We start from the raw sequence: 18,261 nt of genomic DNA, 5'->3' as shown, positions 1-18,261 counted from the left end.
GAAGCGCGCAGCGCTTCGGGGGGGGGACTATTTCACCAATGTCCAGGCGCCGTCCTTGACGGTGATGAGCTCGCGGCCGCGGTCGTCAAAGCCGCTGTGGTCGGCGGCCGTCATGTTGTAGACGCCTTGCGTGCCAACCAGCTCCTTGGTCTGTTCCAGCGCATCGCGCAGCGCGTTGCGGAACTCCTTGGTGCCCGGCTTGCCGGCCTTTTCCGCCAGCGGCACGGCCTTCTCAAGCAGCAGGCCGGCGTCATAGACGTTGGCGCCGAAGGTGGCGGGCTTGGAGCCGTTGAGCTTTTCGTAGGCGGCGATGTAGTCCGAAGCGACCTTCTTGGACGGGTTGCTGTCCGGCATTTCCGGCAGCACCAGCATCAGGCTGGCGGCCAGCACCGTGCCTTCGACCTTCTTGCCGCCCAGCTTCAGGAAGTCGGGCAGGGCCGCGCCGTGGGTCTGGTAGAACTTGCCCTTGTAGCCCTGGTCGAACAGGGTGGTCTGGGGCAGCACGCTGGCGGCGCCGGGGGCGGCCACCAGCACGGCGTCCGGCTTGGCGGCCAGGATCTTCAGCGCCTGGCCCGTGACCGAGCTGTCAAAGCGCAGGTAGCGTTCGTTGGCGGCGATCTTGATGCCCTTTTCGGCGGCCATGCCCGAGAAGACCTTGTACCAGTTCTCGCCGTAGGGATCGTTCAGGCCGATGAAGCCGACAGTCTTGATGCCGGTCTTGGCCATGTGGTCGACCAGCGCGCGCGCAATGATGTCGTCGTTCTGCGTGGTCTTGAAGACCCACTTCTTCTGGTCGTTCATGGGCAGCACGACGGCGGCGGTGCCCACGGGCGCCAGCATCGGCACGCCGGCTTCCGCCGCGAACTGGATCACGCCCATGGCGTTGGGCGAGCCCGACGGGCCGATCAGCGCGTCCACGTTCTGCTCCGAGATCAGCTTCTTGAAGGCCGTCACCGAGTTGGTGGAATCGCTGGCGTCATCCAGCGAGATGTATTCCACGGTCAGGTCGCCGATTTTCTTCGGCAGCAGCGGCACGGTGTTCTTCTGGGGAATCCCCACCAGGGCCGTCGGGCCGGTGGATGAAGTGACGACGCCGACCTTGACTTGGGCCAGGGCGGGCAGGGCGAACAGCGCGGCTACCGCGGCGGCAGCGGCCAGGGGGAGTTTCTTCGACAGCATGGCAAAACCTCCGGATAGGGAGCAGGGTGGGGGTGCGGCTGGAAAACGGAGAAAACGGGTACTTCTGTGCTTGCTTGGTTTGCTTTAATACTTGTTGCTTAAACTTTCTGTGCGCAGGCTCGCACTGTAGACCTGGTCCGCAGTGCTTACCTATCCGTCAAAACCCGAAGCGGGCTCGCGCGACGCGTGTTCAGATGGTGATGGAGCTGACGCTGGCGCCGCCGCAGACGAACAGCGTCTGGCCGGTGACGAAGCTGTTGGCGGGATCCGAGAAGAACATGACGGCGCGCGCCACGTCGTCGGAACGCCCCAGACGCTTGACCGGTATGCCGGCCGCCAGCTGCTTTTCGCGCTCGCTGCCGGGCGCGATCACCTCGTAGAACATGTCGGTCTGGATCGGGCCGGGAGCCACCACGTTGACCGTGATGCCATAAGGCGCCAGCTCCAGCGACCAGGTGCGCGCCATGCCCACCATGCCGGCCTTGGTGGCCGAATAGGCAGTGCGGGTCGGCAGGCCCAGTGCGCCGCGCGAGGACATCATCACGATGCGGCCGAACTTGCGCTCCTGCATGCCGGGCAGGGCGGCCTGCACCAGGCTGATGGCCGCGCCCAGGTGGATCTGGGTCAGGCCGTGCAGTTCTTCCTGCGTGACCTGCGGCAGCAGGTTGGGCCAGATGACGCCGGCGTTGTGAATGACGTGGCTGATGGGAAAGCTGGCAGCGGCTTCGGCGCCCGCTTGCGCGGTGGCCTCGGCGTCCAGCAGGTCCACCTGCACGTTGTGCAGGCGCGGGTGGCTGAAGTCGGCGGCGCGGCGTGCCATGGAAATCACTTCGTAGCCCGCGTCCAGCATGCTGCGGCAGATTTCGGCGCCGATGCCGGCGCTGCCGCCGGTGACGATGGCGACGTTGGTGTGCGTCATGGGCATCCCCCTGTTGTCGTTGTCGTGAGGCCGGCTCTGGGGCGGCCTGCTCAGGCCTTGGGCGCCAGCGCCAGCACGCGCAGCGGGCTGCCCGAGCCGCTGCGGATCTTGAGCGGCGCCGAGAAGATCACCGCGCCGGTGGGCGGCAGCTGGTCCAGGTTGGTCATGCATTGCAGGCCGTAGCGGTTGTTGCCATGCATGTAGTAGTGGCAAGGATAGGGGGGATCCAGGTGCTGCGCCTGGCCCGCGTCGGTGCCGACCGACTCGGTGCCGAAACCGTGCACGTCGCGCTCCTTGATCAGCCAGGGCACCACTTCAGCGTCCGGGCCGGGCGAGTGCGCGCCGTCTTCCTGCTGGTTCAGGTAATCGGCGGGCTTGGCGCGCTTGGACCAGTCGGTGCGCATCAGCACCCAGGAACGCGCGGGAATGCGGCCATGCTGCTCTTCCCATTTCTTCACGAAGTCGATGGTCAGCAGGAAATCGGGGTTGTCGCGCGACTCGGCCGAGCAGTCGATGACGCAGGCGCTGGCGATGAAGGCTTCCACCGGAATGGTGTCGACGGTGTTGTCGGGCTGGTCCTTGCCCGTGACCCAATGGGCCGGCGCGTCAAAGTGGGTGCCGGTGTGTTCGGAGCACGAGAAGTTGTTCCAGTACCAGGCGGGGCCGCGCTCGTCGTAGCGCGAGATTTCCTCGATGCGGAACGGCCAGGCCTGGCCGAATTCCGGCGGCAGCACGATGGTCGGGAATTCCGGCGTCAGCGTTTCGGTCAGGTCCACCACGCGGATGCGGCCGGACATCAGTTCGGCCATGAATTGGGCAAGAATGTTTTGGCTCATGTGCTGTTCCTCTAGGTTCGTACGTTGTCGGGGCGGCGGGCCGTCAGGCTCCCAGCTCCCGTTCCAGTCCCTTGGGGTTTTCCGCCAGCCGGGCGCGGAATTCCTGCGCGACATCGCCGACGTAGACGTCCTCGATGCCGTCCTTGAGCGCGCGCACGATGGCGGCCGCGATCGCGGCAGGCGCCACGCGCGGGGGCGGCGTGCGCTGCTCCCATTCGTGATCCACCGGCCCGGGGAACACGTTCACCACCCGCACGCCCGCGCCGCGCATCTCGGCGCGCAGGCATTGCGCCAGGGACAGCGCAGCCGCCTTGGACGCCGACCACATGCCGCGCGACGGCAGGTTCATGTGGGCGTAGATGGACAGCACGTTGACCCAGGCCGTGGCGCTGTTCACGCCGTCCGCCGCGCGTCCGCACAGGGCCGGGCCGAAGCTCTGCGCCAGGCGCATCAGCCCCAGCACGTTCACGTCCATGGCGTCGCGCGCCGTGTTCACGTCCTTGCGGTTCAGCAGCCCGCCTTCGCGTTCCAGGTCGGCGGTGTTCACCAGGATCTCGACCTTGCCGCCGATGGAGGCGGCGGCGCGCTCGACTGAATCGGTATCGGTCACGTCCAGCACCACCGCCTGCACCCGCGGGTCTGCCGCCAGGGTCTCATAGGCGGCGTCGCGCTTCCAGGCTTGCGGGTCGCCCAGGAACACGGTCGGGCAGCCGGCGTCCAGCAGGGCGCGCGCCACGGCCTGGCCCACCGCCGACTTGCCGTCGGTGACGAGCGCGCGGCGGAACTTCGGATCGCAAGAGGTTTCGCGCAGGGTCTTGTCGTCTTCCATGTTGGGCGTATTCCTTTCAGGCAGGGCGATCATCACGGCCTGGCCGCTGCGGTCCAGCTTCAGCGCCAGGCGCACGCGGTCGCCGTCGGCGCAGTCCTGGTGCACATGCGCCACCACGGATGGGCCGGCAGTCATGCGCACCGTGCCCACGCGCCAGGGCAGGCGTTCGCGGAAATACAGGTCGTTGCTGTGATGCAGGGTGGTGCTGACCAGCAGCACGCCGCCGGGATCGGCAGGCCGCCAGGGCAGATGCTCGGACAGGCAATGGCCGCAGACTTCGCGGGGCGGATACTGGACCGTGCCGCAATCGGCGCAGGTCTGCAGGTCGAAGCGGCCCTCGGCTGCGGCGGCGGTCAGCCCAAGCGCGCTGCGGCTGCGCCAGCCCGGCGGCAGCGTCGGCTGGCGGGTGCGGGCGATCGGGTTCTTGCGGGGCGGCTTGGCCAAGGGTTCGGTCATGCGTGGCTCCCCAGGATGGCCGCGGCCGTGCACAGCCCGCGGTCGTAATTGATCATGCCGAAGCCGCTCACCATACCGAGGCGGGCGTCGGCCACCTGCGTGCCGCCGGCCGTGCCGCTCAACTGGCGCAGCGCTTCGACCATGCCCAGATAGCCGCCGGCGGCGCCGGCCTGGCCCACGGACAATTGGCCGCCGTTGGTATTGAAGGGAAAGCTGCCGTCCACGGTGAAGCTGTTGTTGCGCACGAAGTCGGGGGCCGCGCCCTTCGGGCAGAAGCCCAGGTCTTCGATCTGCATCAGGTTGATGACGGGATAGTCGTCGTAGGCCTGCAGGAAATCCATGTCGCCGGGCTGGACGCCGGCCTGGCCGTAGAGTTCGTCCAGGTCCACGGTCCAGCCGCCGCGGGTCTGGATCGGGTCCTCGATCCAGGCGTTGTGGCGTTCGATGGTGGAGAGGATGCGGGCGTAGGGCAGGCTCAGCGCGCGCGCCCGGTCTTCGCTCATGACCAGGAAGCCGTCGGCGCCGGCGCAGGGCATCACGCAATCGAACAGGTGTATCGGGTCGGTGATGACGCGGGCGTCCAGGTACTGGGCGAGCGTCAACGGCTTCTTCATCAGCGCGTGCGGATAGCGCAGGGCGTTGTCGCGCTGCGCCACGCAAAGCTTGCCGAAGTCCTCGCGGGTGGCGCCGGTCGCGCGCATGTAGTTGGCGGTCAGCAGCGCGAAGCTGGCGTTGGGGCCGCCTGCGCCATAGGGATAGACCGCGTCCTGCGCGAAGCGCGAGAACTGGCTGACCGTGTTGCGGAACGAGTCCACGTGGTTGGTGTCGCCTGCGATGCAGGCCACGATGCTGGCGTCGCCGGCCTGCACGGCGCGGGCCGCGCGGCGCAAGGCGGCCACGCCGCTGGCGCCGCCCATGGGGATATGGTCCAGCCAGCGCGGGCTCATGCCCAGGTGCTGCACCAGGCCGACGGCGGTGTCGGGCGCCAGGGTGAAGCTGGACACGCAGAGGCCGTCCACCTCGGTCTTGGCGATACCGGCCTGGCGGATCAGCGCGCCCAGCGCCCGTCCCAGCCACCAGTGGGCCGCATGGGTGGAATAGCGTTCATACGGAATCGTGACGGGCAGGGCCGCCACCACGCCGCCATAGCCCAGGCGGTTCATCGCGCGGGCTCCTGGCGCTTCTTCATGTGGCCGGTGTCCACGCAGCGGGCCGTGCCGGGCAGCGTGGGCGCCAGGGCTTTCATTTCGCCGCGCTGGATCTTGTTGGTGGTGGTCAGCGGCAGGCTGTCGACGAAGGCGACGTAGCCGGGGGCCTTGTAATAGGCCAGCTGCTCCAGGCTCCATTGCACGATGCTGCGGGCGGCCTCGGCCATTGCGACGCCCTCGGCCGGCAGGCTTTCGGGCACCACGCAGGCCAGCACTTCGTCGCCGCGCACGGCGTCGGGCACGGCGGCGACCGCCACGGCCTTCACCAGCGGGTGCTGCAGCAGCACGCTTTCGACTTCCACTGCGGAGATGTTCTCGCCGCTGCGGCGGATGACGTTCTTCTTGCGGTCCACGAAGCGCAGCGCGCCGTCGGCGTCGCGGCGCACGATGTCGCCGGTATGGAACCAGCCGTCCTCCCAGGCCTGGGAGGTCGCGTCCTGGTCCTTGAGGTAGCCGGCGAAGAATCCGTAGCGCGGGTCATCGCCGGCGTGGCGCACCAGCAATTCGCCCGGTTCGCCGGCGGCGGCTTCCAAGCCGGAATCAGCGACGATGCGCACCAGCACGTCTTCTTCCTCGCGGCCGAAGCAGCTGCTGCCGATGTGGCGCGGCTCATGGTTGGCGATGATGACGGCGCCCGCGCCAGTTTCGGTCATGGCCCAGGCTTCCAGCAGCGGAAAGCCGAAGCGTTCTTCAAAGGGCTGGTGCAGCTTGCGGTCCACGCCCGCGCCGAAGCCGAAGCGGATGGCGGGCTGCTTATCCCGTGCGGACGGTTCGGCCTTCATCAGGATGGCGGGCATGACGCCCAGGTAGTGCAGCACCGTCGCGCCGGAATCGCGCACGCTGTCCCACCAGGTCTTGGGATGGAAGCGGTCCAGCGGAATCAGGCAGCCGCCGGTCAGGAGCATGGCCATGGCCGAGTACGCCATGGCGTTCATGTGGACCAGGGGCAGCGGCGTCAGCATGCGTTCCTGGCCAGGGCGCAGTTCGCACAAGCCGCCGATGCGCGCGTACCAGCCGCCGGCATGCAGGAAATAGCGGTTGGGCAGGATGCAGCCCTTGGGCCGTCCGGTGGTGCCGGAGGTATAGAGCAGGGCGCATTCGGTCAGGATATCGGGCTCGCTGCCCGCTAGCGGCGCCGCAAAGGGCGCGGCGGGCGGCGTGTCGTCCGGTCCCATCACACGCAGTTCGCGGCCGGCGCGTTCTGCCGCGGCCAGCAGGTCGGCATGGCGTTCCGGCAGGGCAACGGCCAAAGCGATCTCGGAATGCCCCGTCAGGTATTCCAGTTCCGCTGCGCGCAGATCGGGGTTGATGGGCACCACCGACACGCCCAGGGCGTTCAGCGCGAACCAGTGCAGGAAGAACGAGGGGCGGTTCTCCAGCAGCAGGCCGGCGCGGTGGCCGTGGCCGTAGCCGGCGCGCGCATAGGCCGCGCGCAGGGCCTCGATGGACTCGGCGGCCTGGGCGTAGCTTAGTTCGCCTGCGGCGATGCCATAGGCCTGGGCCGTTTCCGGCAGGATGCACAGGAAGGGCTGGGCGCCGTAGCGGGCCGCGGTGTCGCGGAATGCCTGATGGACCGTGGTGCTCACAAGCCGCTCCTACATGAACAATTGGATATTGCCGAAGGCCGCGTCGCAGTTGACGAGGTCCACGCGCTTGAGACGGATGCGCAAGACGCCGTCCTGCTCCACCAGGTGGTGGGTGGTCCAGCCTGCATACAGCGTCTGCGCGTCCTGCCGCGTCTCGACGTAATGGAAGGCGGTGCGTACCACGTGGCGGCCTTCGGCGGGGGCGGCATCGGGATGGCCGTGCTCCACCGTGGGCGCCTGCAGCAAGTGGTGGCAGCGGCTCTTGGGTTGCTGCGAAAACGTGCGCTGGCCGGCCAGCCGCTCCACGCGCACGCGCAGCAGCAGCTTGTCTTCGTACATGAGCGAGGCGTGCAGCTTGGGATCGTTCTGGCCATGGGCCAGCGGCATCCAGTAGTAGCCGTCTTCGGTGTACAGGTTCAGCCAGTCCTCGAAACGCAGCTCGTCCAGCATGCGCGCCTCGGCGTAGACAAAATCGATCAACTCGCGGTCGCTTGCGCTCATACCGACTCCGGTCCGGTCATGTAGCGGCCCCATGCGCGGTACTGGTTGCGCATCTGCCATTCATTGGTGCCATTGGTGGCGACGTTCTTCTGCCCGACCTCGTCGGGCGAGTACAGCCGGCCCACGTTGACCCAGTCCCGCGCCCGCGATTGCAGGCCGTCCTGGGCGCGCTCGTACATTTCCAGGTCGTCGTGCCCGACCACCGAGGTCGGCGCGTTGATGAGGCGGTTGTACATGAGCGTGCGTTCCAGCAGCAGGTCGGGCGCGCCCACCAGGCGGAAGGTCCAGGATTCCACCAGCGTGCGGTCGGCGGCGATGGGCTTGAAGACGCGCAGCGTCTGGATCGGGCCCTTGACCATGATGTTGGGGAAGTACACGGTGTTGTGGCGCACGTCGCCCAGGATCTGCTTGGCGCGTTCCTCGCCGTAGGCCGCGACCATGGAGTCCCAGTAGCCCGGAATGCCCGAGTACGAGGCATGGATGGAGTCCGACACGCCGGTATGGCCGTGGCCGTTCTCCCATACGCGGATGCCCATGTTCTCGAAGAACTCGTAAGGCGAGATGAAGGGGGCGAACAACTCGACGGCCATGGGCTTGGGAGTGCCTTCCGGCGCCTGCTCCCAGACCTTCACGGCGGTGCCTGCGGAGGACTCATGCGCCACCATCGGGTGGCAGGTGTCGGTCTGGTTGTCGACCAGCATCTTCCAGTTGCAGCGGTGCATGTAGCGCAGCACGCCGCCGGCGACTTCCAGCCGGCCCTCGGGCGAGCGGTCGACCATGTTGTCCAGGGTGGACAGCGATTCGCCGAAGAAATCCTCGAATGACTGGCCCTCGGGGTTCAGGCGGCAGAACACGAAGCCGCGATGGTTCTTCACGTCCTTCACGGCAGCCATGCCCTGGCTGGCTTCGCAGTTTTCCAGGCCGGTGTTCTCGTAGCCCTTTTTCAGCGGGATGGACAGCAGGCTGCCGTCGGTCTTGAAGGTCCAGGCGTGGTAGGGGCAACGGAAGAACTTGCCGGTGTTGCCGCAGGCTTCACCCGCCACCATGGTGCCTTTGTGCGGGCAGCGGTTGTGCAGCACCCGCACCGAGCGGTCGCTGTGGCGCACCATCACCACGGGCTGGTTGCCCACTGTGGTGGTGATGTAGTCGCCCGGGTTGGGGACCTGGCTGTCGTGGCCGACGTAGACCCAGGTGTTGGCGTACAGGCGTTCCATCTCCAGCTCGAACAGCTCCTGGTCGATGAACAGATCCTTGTGCACCTCGGTGTCGCGCAGCAGGGCGCGGATGGCGTCGGGGTTGTCGCGGTATTTGGCCATGAGGGCGCTTCCTTGCGTCGGGGCTACAGGTCCAGCACCAGGCGCGCCGATTTCGCGCGCGAGATGCAGATCTGGATGATCTTGCCGCTGGCCTTCTCGGTGTCCGAGAGGTAGTAGTCGCGGTGGTCGGGTTCGCCTTCCAGCACGGTGGCCTGGCAGACGCCGCATTCGCCGCGCTTGCAGTCGTACATCGGGTCGCAGCCTTCCTCTTCCATCACGTCGATGATGGTCTTGTCAGCGGGGATGGTCAGCACCCGGCCCGACTGGCGCAGCTCGACCTCGAAGGGCTGGTCGCCGGCCTGCGGTGCAGCGGTGGCGAAAAGTTCGAAATGGATATGGGCGTCGGGCCAGTGGCGTGCGTGCGCGCCCTGGATGACTGCGTCGATCAGGCCCTTGGGGCCGCAGACATACAGGTGCTGGCGCGGCGAGGATGCGTCCAGCAGCGCCTGCAGGTCGAAGCGGCAGGACGGATCGTCGTCCGCGTGCAGGCTCAGGTCGTCGCCGGCCAGGGCCTGCAGTTCGGGCAGGAAGGCCAGCTGGTCCTTGCTGCGGCCGCAGTAATGCAGATGGAAGGCGCGTCCCGCGGCCTTGAGCGCCGCGGCCATGGATGCCACCGGCGTGATGCCGATGCCGCCCGCGATCAGCACGACGGGTTCGTCGCCGGCAGGCGATTCGTGCAGCGGGAAATCATTCTTCGGGCCTTCGACATCGAGCGTGTCGCCCTCGGCCAGCGCATGCATGTGGCGAGATCCGCCCTGGCTGGTTTCCTCCAGGCGCACGCCGAGCCGGTACTCCGCGGGCTGCGCGAACTTGCCGGCTTCCGGCGCCAACTGCACCAGCGAATAGCAGCGCGGCTCGCGCAGGCCCGGCACCGTCACCTTCAGGTGCGCGCCCGGTCCGAAGGCAGGCAGGGGGCCGGCGTCTTCGCGCGCCAGCCGGAACGAGCGGATCAGCGGCGATTCCTGCCGGACTTCCCGGACGATGAGTTTCAGTGTCTGCACGGCGTTTGTCCCTATCTTTGCTTGTCTCAGGCCGCCAGCTTTTCAGCCAGCTGGCGTTCCATGGGGCCGCATTTCTCGTTGGCCAGCGCGGTTTCTCGCAGCGAGCGCAGCGTTTCGGCGGCGTCGGGCCGGCCGGCCAGTTGCTCTGCCGCCGCGATCAGCTGGCGGTACTTGCCGCCGCCGCGCACGTGGGTGTCGCTATAGCCTTTGACCAGGCGGCGGCAATTGACGGTTTCGACGGCCAGCGCGTAGTCGCGCGGGACCAGCCGGGCGATCAGGTCCAGCCATTGCGCGAGGCCGGCGGCCTCGGCCTGATGGCGCAGCGTGCTGCGGCGAAAGCGTCGCATGCCGGCCAGCGTGTACAGCATCAGGAAACCGCCCAGCGTGCCGCTCTGCATGCGACGGCCGTGGCCCAGGCGGCGTTCGACGAAGCCGCCGAACGACTTGGAGTTTTCGAGCCAGCGGCCCAGCCCGGCGGGCAAGGTGCCGCAGATCTCCTCCAGGCGCGGATGCATGAATTCGGTGGTGTAGACCAGCTGGTCCGGGCGCGCGCCCACTTCCTGGCGCACGCGGTCGAAACGCGTGGCGCGGGTCTTCAGGTCGGCGACACGGATCACGTCGTCGTAGGCCATGGCCGTGGCCACGTAGCGCGCGGCGGCACAGGTCAGCGCCCATTGCCGGGCCTCGCCGCCATGGGCGGCGTCCAGGTCGCGGATGGCCTTCATGTGGCGCAGGTATTCGGTGGCGTAGGCCAGATCCTGGAATTCGATCTGGCGGCGCGTGCCCGCGGCCAGCATGGGCTGGGCACAGGCGGGAAAGTCGCGTTTGATCATATCCAGCAGGGCTTGGGCCTTGGCGCTGGCGGCGCGTTCCGGCACGGCGGGCACCGGCCGGGCCAGGTCGATGGGTGCGGGTTGCGCGGGCGCCTGGTCGGCGGATTCGTAGCCCAGCGCGAAGGCGCGCAGGCTGGCTTCCACGCCCAGGCCGGCGCGCCGCACCGTGGCTTCGAAATCGTCGCGCGAGAACGGCAGGGCGCCGCTGCCGGCTACCGCGCCGAACAGGCTGGCGCTGATGACGCTGCCGGCGCGGTCGGCCAGGTCTTGCAGGTCGAAGCAGAGGAAGCGCTTGGCCGCGGCGCGGCCCGCTTCCAGCACCTTGTTGGGATCGGCGATGCCGTTGCCGGGCGCGGATTTTTCGCTGACCGCATAGCTGCGGTGCGACGAAGTGAGCAGCACCGTGCGTTCCGGCGTGACCAGTCCGCGCTGGATGGCGCGCCCGCCTTCCATCAATTCGGCGGCGACCACCAGGTCCACGTCGCCCGGGGTGGGCATCAGCGCCAGCGCGGGCTGGCGGCCGGCGCGTTGCACTTCGGCTTCGGGCAGCAGTTCCAGGTAATAGATGGTGGCGCCGGTGCGCTGGGCCACGCCTGGCACCGAGGTGGTCTGGGCCCACCAGCCGGCGTGCTCGGCCATGTCGACGATCCAGTCGGCCAGCACGCCGCCGCCTTGGCCGCCCATGGCCAGGATGGCGATCTTGATCGGATTGGCTTGTTGCATAGCGGCCGGGTTCATGGAACGGGAATCCTCAGAGGGCGTGGTGGGCCAGGCGCGCGGCGCGGCGGCGTTGCAGGAAGCCGATGACGGCGGTGCGCATGCGCGCCATGAAGCGGTCGCGGCCGGTCGGGTTGTGGACGATATCGGCGCGGTAGAAGGACGGGCAGAGCACCGCGGCATGGGCGACTTCGCCGCAGTTGCCGCAGCCTACGCAACTGCTTTCCACGTGCGCCACCGGATCTTCCTTCAAGGGGTCGCCGCTGTCCTTGACCGTCAGCGACGGGCAGCCCGACAGGCGAATGCAGGCATGGTCGCCGGTGCAGACGTCAGGGTCCACGCCGAAGCGTTCCTTGACCACGCGCTTGCCTTCCTTGACTGCCTTGTTGAACAGCGGCTTGATGCGGCGCTGCTTGTTCAGCATGCATTCCGATTGCGCGATGATGACCTTGGGGCCTTTGATGTCGGTGGTCAGCGCCTCTTCGATGGTGGCGCGCACCTTGGCCACGTCATAGGTGCGGTCCAGCGTGCGCACCCACTTCACGCCCACGCCGCGCACGGCCTGGTCGATGGGATTGTTGGTGGAGCGATCAGGGTTTTCGGCGCGCGAGGACAGGATGTCCTGTCCGCCCGTGGCCGAGGCGTAGAAGTTGTCGACGATGACGATGACGCCGTCGTACTTGTTGAAGACCGCGTTGCCGATGCCCGAGGAAAGGCCGTTGTGCCAGAAGCCGCCGTCGCCCATGATGGAGATGGGGCGCTTGGCGGCCGGCACGTTGAAGGCCGCCGCGCTGGAGGCGCCCAGGCCGTAGCCCATGGTGGTGGCGCCCAGGTTGAACGGCGGCAGGATCGAGAACAGGTGGCAGCCGATGTCGCAGGAAATATGGTGCTGGCCCAGCGTTTCCTGCGCCAGGGTCAGGGCCGAGAAGATAGGCCTTTCCGGACAGCCCGTACAGAAGCCGGCGGGCCGCGGCGGCACGACCGCCGCCAGGCCTTCGACGTGCTTGTGGAAGGTGATGGGCTGCTCGGCCGGACGCGCCGGCTTGGGCCGCGCCACCTCGGTGATCTGGAGCTGGCGTTCCGCGGCCTGGGCATCGGCCAGGGCGGCGGGATGCGTCTGCAGCGATTCCGGGCGTTGCCGCTTGAGGAATTCGCGCAGGCCGTCGCGCATGACCTGGGTGGTGTATTCGCCCGCCATCGGCAGCACGTCCTTGCCGGACAGCTTGGTGTCGATGCCGGCGCGGCGCAGCACGGCGTGCAGGTTCTGTTCGATGTAGTCCGGCTGGCCTTCTTCCAGCAGCAGCACGGCGCGCTTGCCGCGGCAGAAATCGATGACCTCGTCCTCGATGACGGGGTAGGTCACGTTCATGACGTACAGCGGGATGCGGCTGTTGCCGAAGTTGTCGGCCAGGCCCAGCAGCTGCAAGGCGCGGATCACGCCGTTGTAGAGGCCGCCTTGCAGGATCAGTCCGATATCGTCCTGGTCGCCGTCAAAGTGTTCGTTGAGCTTGTGTTCCTTGATGTAGCGGATGGCGGCGGGCCAGCGCTCCTTGATCTTTTCCTGTTCGTGCAGGAAGGAGGCAGGCGGCAGCACGATGCGGCTGGTGTCGCGCGCCGGGCTTTCCAGCGCCTGCGCCAGCGAGAAGGCGGGGCGCTTGTTTTCCTTGGCGATGAAGCGGCCGTGCACGTGGCAGCCGCGGATGCGCAGTTGCAGCATCACGGGCGTCTTGCTGGCCTCGGACAGCTCGAAGCCGTCTTCCACCGCCTTGACCATGCTTTCCAGGTTGGGGCGCGGATCCAGCAGCCAGATCTGCGACTTCATGGCGAACGCGTGCGAGCGTTCCTGCATGATGGACGAGCCTTCGCCGTAGTCTTCGCCCACGATGACCAGCGAACCGCCGGTGACGCCGCCGGAAGCCAGGTTGGCCAGCGCGTCGGATGCGACGTTGGTGCCCACGGTGGACTTCCAGGTGACGGCGCCGCGGATGGGGTACATGACCGAGGCGGCCAGCGTGGCCGCCGCGGTGGCCTCGGAGGCGCTGGCCTCGAAATGCACACCCAGTTCCTGGAGGATGTCGTTGGCGTCGGCCAGCACGTCCATCAAATGCGAGATCGGCGAACCCTGGTAGCCCGCGACGTAGCCCACGCCGGACTGCAGCAAGGCCTTGGTGACCGCAAGAATGCCTTCTCCGCGGAACTCTTCGCCCGCGCCGATGCGCAACTGCTGGACTTCTTTTTTGAAAGACCTTTCAGCCATTCTGGCACTCCTTCGCGGCCCGGCCTGCGGGTCTCAATGGTTGCTGCTGCGCAGCATCGTCACGTCAGGAAATTCTCGTCTTAAAAATACTTTAGGAGTCAACGTTTTAGCTGTCAACAAAAAAGATGAAATTTCATGGAAAACAAAAAATATCACGCTAAAACAATGACGTATATACTCGTTGTTCTCTAGGCCGCAGTGCTGTTCCGGCGCTGCGATGGTGCAAAAACGGGTTGCGATTCCGGGTATACCCTGTGCTGCGCGACAGCATTGCGGCACATCATGGCGCGCGTTTGCGCCGGCGTGGTGCAATGCGCATTTCGTCGGGCCGGCGTCGGCCCTGGTTTCCGGTGCGTGGGAGCAAAGCAACATGCGGTTGGACAAGCAGCGGGACACGGACGCGGCGGCGCACAAAGGCCGCTTCGTCGATGGCTATCTGGCCTATCTGCTGGCGCAGGCCAGCCAGCGCATTTCGGCGGAATTCCATCTGCAGGTGAAGGCGGCCGGCCTGTCGGTGACCGAGTGGCGGGTACTGGCCAGCCTGGAGGGCAGTCCCGGTGAAACCATAGGCACGCTGGCGGTGCTGGCGATCACCAAGCAGCCCACCTTGAGCAAGGTGGTGCAGCGCATGGAGGCCGAAGGGCTGGTGGCGCGCACGGGCGTGCGGGCGGACCGGCGGCAGACGCGCGTCTGCATCACCACCAAGGGCACGAATCTGATCGCCGCGCTGTGCGAGCAGGCCTTGCAGCACCAGAAGGCCGTGCTGGCCCCGTTCGGCGAGGAAAAGGCCGCGATGCTGATCGACATGCTGGAGGTGCTGATGACCGAGCACGTGCCGCTGGAATTGTCGGCGCCGGACGAGGAATAGGCGGGGGCGGAGGCGGGCCGCATGCCCAACACTGTTTACTTCGATTATTTTGTTACAAGCTTATGTGTCCCCAATTGGTTCTCCCTCTGTGAAAACCGTCTACGGTACGCATAAACCCTCAATTGACGGAGGTCCTGCGGCTAGGCAATATCGCGCCGGTATTCAGACTACAGTCAGGAGTTGAACCTATGCGCCGCACTTTGATTGCTATCGCGATCGCCGCCGCCGTTGCTGTGCCCACGATCGGGCAGGCCAAGACCTTCCGCTGGGCCGCCCAGGGCGACATCCTCACCTTCGACCCACACTCGCAGAACGAAGGCATGACGATCGCCGCCAACAGCTACGTCTACGAACCGCTGGTGGACTACGACAAGTCCTTCAAGGTCAACCCGCGCCTGGCGACGGAGTGGGAGCAGGTTTCACCCACGCTGTACCGCTTCAAGCTGCGCCCCGGCGTGAAGTTCCATGACGGCGCCGCCTTCACCGCGGACGACGTGGTGTTCTCGATCCACCGCGCCATGGCGCCCACCTCGAACTACAAGGCCTACACCACCGGCATCAAGGAAGCCCGCAAGATCGACGACCTGACGGTCGAGATCGAGACCTCGGCGCCTAACCCGGTGCTGCTGCGCCAGCTGACCAACGTGTTCATCATGAACAAGGCCTGGTCGGAAAAGAACAACGTCGCCAAGCCGCAGGACTTCGTCAACAAGGAAGAGACCTACGCCGCGCGCAACACCAACGGCACCGGCCCCTACAAGCTGAAGTCGCGCGAAGTGGACGTGCGCACGGTGTTCGAGGAAAACAAGGACTGGTGGAACAAGGGCGGCAAGGTCGGCAACGTGACCGAAGTCGTGTTCACGCCGATCAAGCAGAACGCCACGCGTACCGCGGCGCTGCTGTCGGGTGAAATCGACTTCGTGCTGGATCCGGCGGCCCAGGACCTGGATCGCCTGCGCCAGTCGGCCAAGGTCGTGGAAGGCAACGAATACCGCACCATCTACCTGGGCCTGGACCAGAAGCGTCCGGAACTCCAGTATTCCAACATCAAGGGCAAGAACCCGTTCCAGGACATCCGCGTGCGCGAGGCGCTGTATCGCGCGATCGACGTGGATGCCATCAAGCGCGCCGTGATGCGCGGCCTGTCCGCGCCCACCGGCACGATGATCGCGCCGCAGGTGCACGGCTGGGCCCAGCAGCTGCAGGCGCGCGTGCCCTATGATCCGGAAAAGTCCCGCGCCCTGCTGAAGGAAGCCGGCTACGACGGCACGCTGAACTTCACGCTGGATTGCCCGAACAACCGCTACATCAACGACGAAGCCATCTGTCAGGCGGTGGTCGGCATGTGGGCCAAGGTCGGCGTCAAGGCCACCATGAACGCCATGCCGCGCTCCACCTATTTCCCCAAGGTGCAGTCGTTCGACACCAGCGCCTACCTGTTCGGCTGGGGCGTGCCCACGTTCGACGCCATGTACACGCTGCAGAACCTGATTCGCACCAAGGGCGAGGGCGCGGACGGCATGTACAACCTGGGCAACTACAGCAACAAGGAACTGGACGTCATCATCGACCGGATCAAGACGGAAACCGATCCGGCCAAGCGTGACGCCGACATCATCACCGTGCTGCAAGGGCACGCCAAGGACTTCGGCCACATCCCGCTGCACGACCAGGTCATTCCCTGGGCCATGCGCAAGAACGTCACGGTCATCCACCGTGCCGACAATCGCCTCGTTGCCGATTGGGTCAAGGTTGACTGATCCAGGCTAATCAAACGGCGGGGCCCGTCAGCCTGTTCATGATGAACAGGCCGACGGGCTTTCGCTGTTTCGCCTTTTCCGCCTATGTTTGCTTTCATACTGCGTCGCCTGTTGCAGGCCGTAGCGGTGATGCTCACCGTCGCGCTACTGGCCTTTGTGCTTTTTCAATATGTCGGCGACCCTGTCACCATCATGCTGGGACAGGACGCCACCGATGCCGAACGCATCGAACTGCGTGAGCGCCTGGGGCTGAACGAGCCCGCCATCGTCCAATTCGGCCATTTCGTGGCCAACGCCGTGCAGGGCAATTTCGGCATCTCCCTGCGCCAGAGCGAACCCGTATCTTCCTTGCTGAAATCCCGCCTGCCGGCCACGCTGGAGCTGTCCATGGTGGCGGCCTTGCTGGCGCTGCTGGTGGGCGTGCCGCTGGGCGTGTACACCGCGCTCAAGCGCAACAGCTTGCTGTCCCAGCTGCTGCTGGCCGGGTCGCTGCTGGGCGTGTCGCTGCCCACCTTCCTGATCGGCATCCTGCTGATCCTGGTGTTTTCCGTGCAACTGGGCTGGCTGCCCAGCTACGGGCGGGGCGACACCGTCAGCGTGGGCTGGTGGTCATCGGGGTTGTTCACCGCCACGGGCTGGAAGCATCTCATCCTGCCGTCCATCACCTTGTCGCTGTTCCAGATGACCCTGGTGCTGCGCCTGGTGCGTTCGGAAATGCTGGAGGTGCTGCGTTCGGACTACATCAAGTTTGCCCGCGCCCGCGGCCTGAAGCGTCGCGCCATCCACTTCGGCCACGCGCTGAAGAACACCATGGTGCCGGTCATCACCATCACCGGCCTGCAACTGGGCGGCATCATCGCCTTCGCCATCGTCACGGAAACCGTGTTCCAGTGGCCGGGCATGGGCCTGTTGTTCATCCAGGCGGTGCAATTCGCCGACGTGCCCGTCATGGCGGCCTACCTGTGCCTGATTGCGCTGGTGTTCGTGGTGATCAACCTGATCGTCGATCTTTTGTATTTTGTCGTGGACCCGCGCCTGCGTTCCGGGCTGACCCGCGGCGGGGGGGCTCACTGATGCGCGCCGTACTCAAACGCTGGTGGGACAGCGACATTGCCTGGGCCTGGCGCCGGGCGCCCGTGGCGATCATCGCCACCGTGATGCTGGCGCTCCTGCTGATCGGCTCCTTCGGGGCCGGTTGGGTGGCGCCGCACAACCCGTTCGACCTGACCAAGGTGGAACTGCTGGACGCCTTGCTGCCGCCCGCCTGGGAGGCCAATGGCCTGCCGACCTACCTGCTGGGCACCGACAGCCAGGGCCGCGACCTGTACTCGGCCATCCTGTACGGCACCCGCGTGTCGCTCTTGATCGGCCTGGCCTCGGTGCTGCTGTCGATGCTGATCGGCATCGTGCTGGGGCTGATCTCGGGCTACGCGGGCGGGCGCATCGATGCGTTCATCATGCGCATCGCCGACGTGCAGCTGTCGTTCCCCGCCATCCTGATCGCGCTGCTGATCGACGGCGTGGCGCGGGCGGCGGTGCCGCGCGAGCTGCATGAGCTGATCGCGTTCCCGGTGCTGATCGGCGCGATCGCGCTGGCGGGCTGGCCGCAGTATGCGCGCACGGTGCGCGGCTCCACCCTGGTGGAGAAGAACCGCGAATACGTGCAGGCGGCGCGCGTGATCGGCGTGGCCTCGCCGGTCATCATGTTCCGCCACGTGCTGCCCAATGTGCTGGGTCCGGTGCTGGTGCTGGCCACGGTGCACCTGGCCACGGCCATCATCACGGAGGCCACGCTGTCGTTCCTGGGCGTAGGCGTACCGCCGACCGCGCCGTCGCTCGGCACGCTGATCCGCATCGGCAACGACTTCCTGTTTTCAGGGGAGTGGTGGATCACCATCTTCCCGGGTGCGGCGCTGGTGCTGCTGGTGCTGTCGGTCAACTTGCTTGGCGACTGGCTGCGCGATGCGCTCAACCCGCGTCTGAATTGAGGTTTAC

Annotated in this window: 16 protein-coding genes; 5 read left to right on the top strand and 11 right to left on the bottom strand. The window is 66.6% G+C overall.

Annotation, left to right across the window (positions count from 1 at the left end):
- Positions 1-27 precede the first annotated feature (27 nt).
- From AC1RHV_RS24255 to AC1RHV_RS24205, 11 genes are all read right to left on the bottom strand, one after another.
- Entirely contained in the window at positions 28-1,179 is a 1,152-nt protein-coding gene (locus tag AC1RHV_RS24255; RefSeq protein ID WP_054457402.1) for an ABC transporter substrate-binding protein, read from the bottom strand.
- Between the two features lie 190 nt (positions 1,180-1,369).
- Positions 1,370-2,098: an SDR family NAD(P)-dependent oxidoreductase gene (locus AC1RHV_RS24250; protein ID WP_492302165.1), complete on the bottom strand. Its 729-nt coding sequence runs from the start codon at positions 2,096-2,098 to the stop codon at positions 1,370-1,372.
- Between the two features lie 50 nt (positions 2,099-2,148).
- Positions 2,149-2,934, bottom strand: a complete 786-nt coding sequence (locus AC1RHV_RS24245) for a cyclase family protein (protein ID WP_054457398.1) — start codon at positions 2,932-2,934, stop codon at positions 2,149-2,151.
- Between the two features lie 43 nt (positions 2,935-2,977).
- Complete coding sequence (locus AC1RHV_RS24240; RefSeq protein ID WP_119449704.1) at positions 2,978-4,219, bottom strand: SDR family NAD(P)-dependent oxidoreductase; 1,242 nt, start codon at positions 4,217-4,219, stop codon at positions 2,978-2,980.
- Entirely contained in the window at positions 4,216-5,382 is a 1,167-nt protein-coding gene (locus tag AC1RHV_RS24235) for a thiolase family protein (protein WP_492302162.1), read from the bottom strand. Before AC1RHV_RS24235 ends, AC1RHV_RS24240 begins: the two co-directional genes overlap by 4 nt.
- Positions 5,379-7,013 (bottom strand): AMP-binding protein, encoded by a 1,635-nt coding sequence (locus tag AC1RHV_RS24230; RefSeq protein ID WP_175213829.1) that lies wholly within the window; start codon positions 7,011-7,013, stop codon positions 5,379-5,381. Before AC1RHV_RS24230 ends, AC1RHV_RS24235 begins: the two co-directional genes overlap by 4 nt.
- 9 nt (positions 7,014-7,022) lie before the next feature.
- Positions 7,023-7,514, bottom strand: a complete 492-nt coding sequence (locus AC1RHV_RS24225) for an aromatic-ring-hydroxylating dioxygenase subunit beta (protein ID WP_306649960.1) — start codon at positions 7,512-7,514, stop codon at positions 7,023-7,025.
- Positions 7,511-8,830 (bottom strand): aromatic ring-hydroxylating dioxygenase subunit alpha, encoded by a 1,320-nt coding sequence (locus AC1RHV_RS24220; RefSeq protein ID WP_054457389.1) that lies wholly within the window; start codon positions 8,828-8,830, stop codon positions 7,511-7,513. The genes AC1RHV_RS24225 and AC1RHV_RS24220 overlap by 4 nt, the downstream gene beginning before the upstream one ends.
- Positions 8,831-8,853: 23 nt before the next feature.
- Positions 8,854-9,831: a PDR/VanB family oxidoreductase gene (locus AC1RHV_RS24215; RefSeq protein WP_054457387.1), complete on the bottom strand. Its 978-nt coding sequence runs from the start codon at positions 9,829-9,831 to the stop codon at positions 8,854-8,856.
- Between the two features lie 26 nt (positions 9,832-9,857).
- Entirely contained in the window at positions 9,858-11,402 is a 1,545-nt protein-coding gene (locus AC1RHV_RS24210; RefSeq protein ID WP_054457385.1) for an indolepyruvate oxidoreductase subunit beta family protein, read from the bottom strand.
- Between the two features lie 13 nt (positions 11,403-11,415).
- Positions 11,416-13,638, bottom strand: a complete 2,223-nt coding sequence (locus AC1RHV_RS24205) for a ferredoxin family protein (RefSeq protein WP_175181123.1) — start codon at positions 13,636-13,638, stop codon at positions 11,416-11,418.
- Between AC1RHV_RS24205 and AC1RHV_RS24200 the strand changes: the two genes are divergently transcribed.
- The 5 genes from AC1RHV_RS24200 to AC1RHV_RS24180 all read left to right on the top strand — a co-directional run bounded on the left by AC1RHV_RS24200 (position 13,619) and on the right by AC1RHV_RS24180 (position 18,254).
- Positions 13,619-13,807, top strand: coding sequence for a hypothetical protein (locus tag AC1RHV_RS24200; RefSeq protein WP_125472485.1), 189 nt, complete (start codon positions 13,619-13,621; stop codon positions 13,805-13,807). The genes AC1RHV_RS24205 and AC1RHV_RS24200 overlap by 20 nt on opposite strands.
- Before the next feature lie 201 nt (positions 13,808-14,008).
- The gene (locus AC1RHV_RS24195) at positions 14,009-14,506 is read left to right on the top strand and encodes a MarR family winged helix-turn-helix transcriptional regulator (RefSeq protein ID WP_054457381.1); all 498 of its coding nucleotides are present in this window, start codon (positions 14,009-14,011) and stop codon (positions 14,504-14,506) included.
- 188 nt (positions 14,507-14,694) lie between these two features.
- The gene (locus tag AC1RHV_RS24190) at positions 14,695-16,266 is read left to right on the top strand and encodes an ABC transporter substrate-binding protein (RefSeq protein ID WP_054457379.1); all 1,572 of its coding nucleotides are present in this window, start codon (positions 14,695-14,697) and stop codon (positions 16,264-16,266) included.
- A gap of 84 nt (positions 16,267-16,350) precedes the next feature.
- Positions 16,351-17,340, top strand: a complete 990-nt coding sequence (locus AC1RHV_RS24185; protein ID WP_054457377.1) for an ABC transporter permease — start codon at positions 16,351-16,353, stop codon at positions 17,338-17,340.
- The gene (locus tag AC1RHV_RS24180) at positions 17,340-18,254 is read left to right on the top strand and encodes an ABC transporter permease (protein ID WP_054457374.1); all 915 of its coding nucleotides are present in this window, start codon (positions 17,340-17,342) and stop codon (positions 18,252-18,254) included. Before AC1RHV_RS24185 ends, AC1RHV_RS24180 begins: the two co-directional genes overlap by 1 nt.
- Positions 18,255-18,261 lie beyond the last annotated feature (7 nt).

The sequence above is a fragment of the Achromobacter sp. GW823-FHT04E03 genome, from assembly GCF_058796095.1.
Note: the sequence above shows the minus strand (reverse complement) of the source record. Positions and strands in the feature narration are given on the sequence as shown.

What these genes read in the sequence shown, in the direction of transcription:
- AC1RHV_RS24235 (WP_492302162.1), bottom strand. Translation starts at nt 5,382, where the DNA reads ATGAACCGCCTGGGCTATGGCGGCGTGGTGGCGGCCCTGCCCGTCACG.
- AC1RHV_RS24250 (WP_492302165.1), bottom strand. Translation starts at nt 2,098, where the DNA reads ATGACGCACACCAACGTCGCCATCGTCACCGGCGGCAGCGCCGGCATC.
- AC1RHV_RS24205 (WP_175181123.1), bottom strand. Translation starts at nt 13,638, where the DNA reads ATGGCTGAAAGGTCTTTCAAAAAAGAAGTCCAGCAGTTGCGCATCGGC.
- AC1RHV_RS24210 (WP_054457385.1), bottom strand. Translation starts at nt 11,402, where the DNA reads ATGAACCCGGCCGCTATGCAACAAGCCAATCCGATCAAGATCGCCATC.
- AC1RHV_RS24220 (WP_054457389.1), bottom strand. Translation starts at nt 8,830, where the DNA reads ATGGCCAAATACCGCGACAACCCCGACGCCATCCGCGCCCTGCTGCGC.
- AC1RHV_RS24195 (WP_054457381.1), top strand. Translation starts at nt 14,009, where the DNA reads ATGCGGTTGGACAAGCAGCGGGACACGGACGCGGCGGCGCACAAAGGC.
- AC1RHV_RS24180 (WP_054457374.1), top strand. Translation starts at nt 17,340, where the DNA reads ATGCGCGCCGTACTCAAACGCTGGTGGGACAGCGACATTGCCTGGGCC.
- AC1RHV_RS24185 (WP_054457377.1), top strand. Translation starts at nt 16,351, where the DNA reads ATGTTTGCTTTCATACTGCGTCGCCTGTTGCAGGCCGTAGCGGTGATG.
- AC1RHV_RS24255 (WP_054457402.1), bottom strand. Translation starts at nt 1,179, where the DNA reads ATGCTGTCGAAGAAACTCCCCCTGGCCGCTGCCGCCGCGGTAGCCGCG.
- AC1RHV_RS24190 (WP_054457379.1), top strand. Translation starts at nt 14,695, where the DNA reads ATGCGCCGCACTTTGATTGCTATCGCGATCGCCGCCGCCGTTGCTGTG.
- AC1RHV_RS24225 (WP_306649960.1), bottom strand. Translation starts at nt 7,514, where the DNA reads ATGAGCGCAAGCGACCGCGAGTTGATCGATTTTGTCTACGCCGAGGCG.
- AC1RHV_RS24245 (WP_054457398.1), bottom strand. Translation starts at nt 2,934, where the DNA reads ATGAGCCAAAACATTCTTGCCCAATTCATGGCCGAACTGATGTCCGGC.
- AC1RHV_RS24240 (WP_119449704.1), bottom strand. Translation starts at nt 4,219, where the DNA reads ATGACCGAACCCTTGGCCAAGCCGCCCCGCAAGAACCCGATCGCCCGC.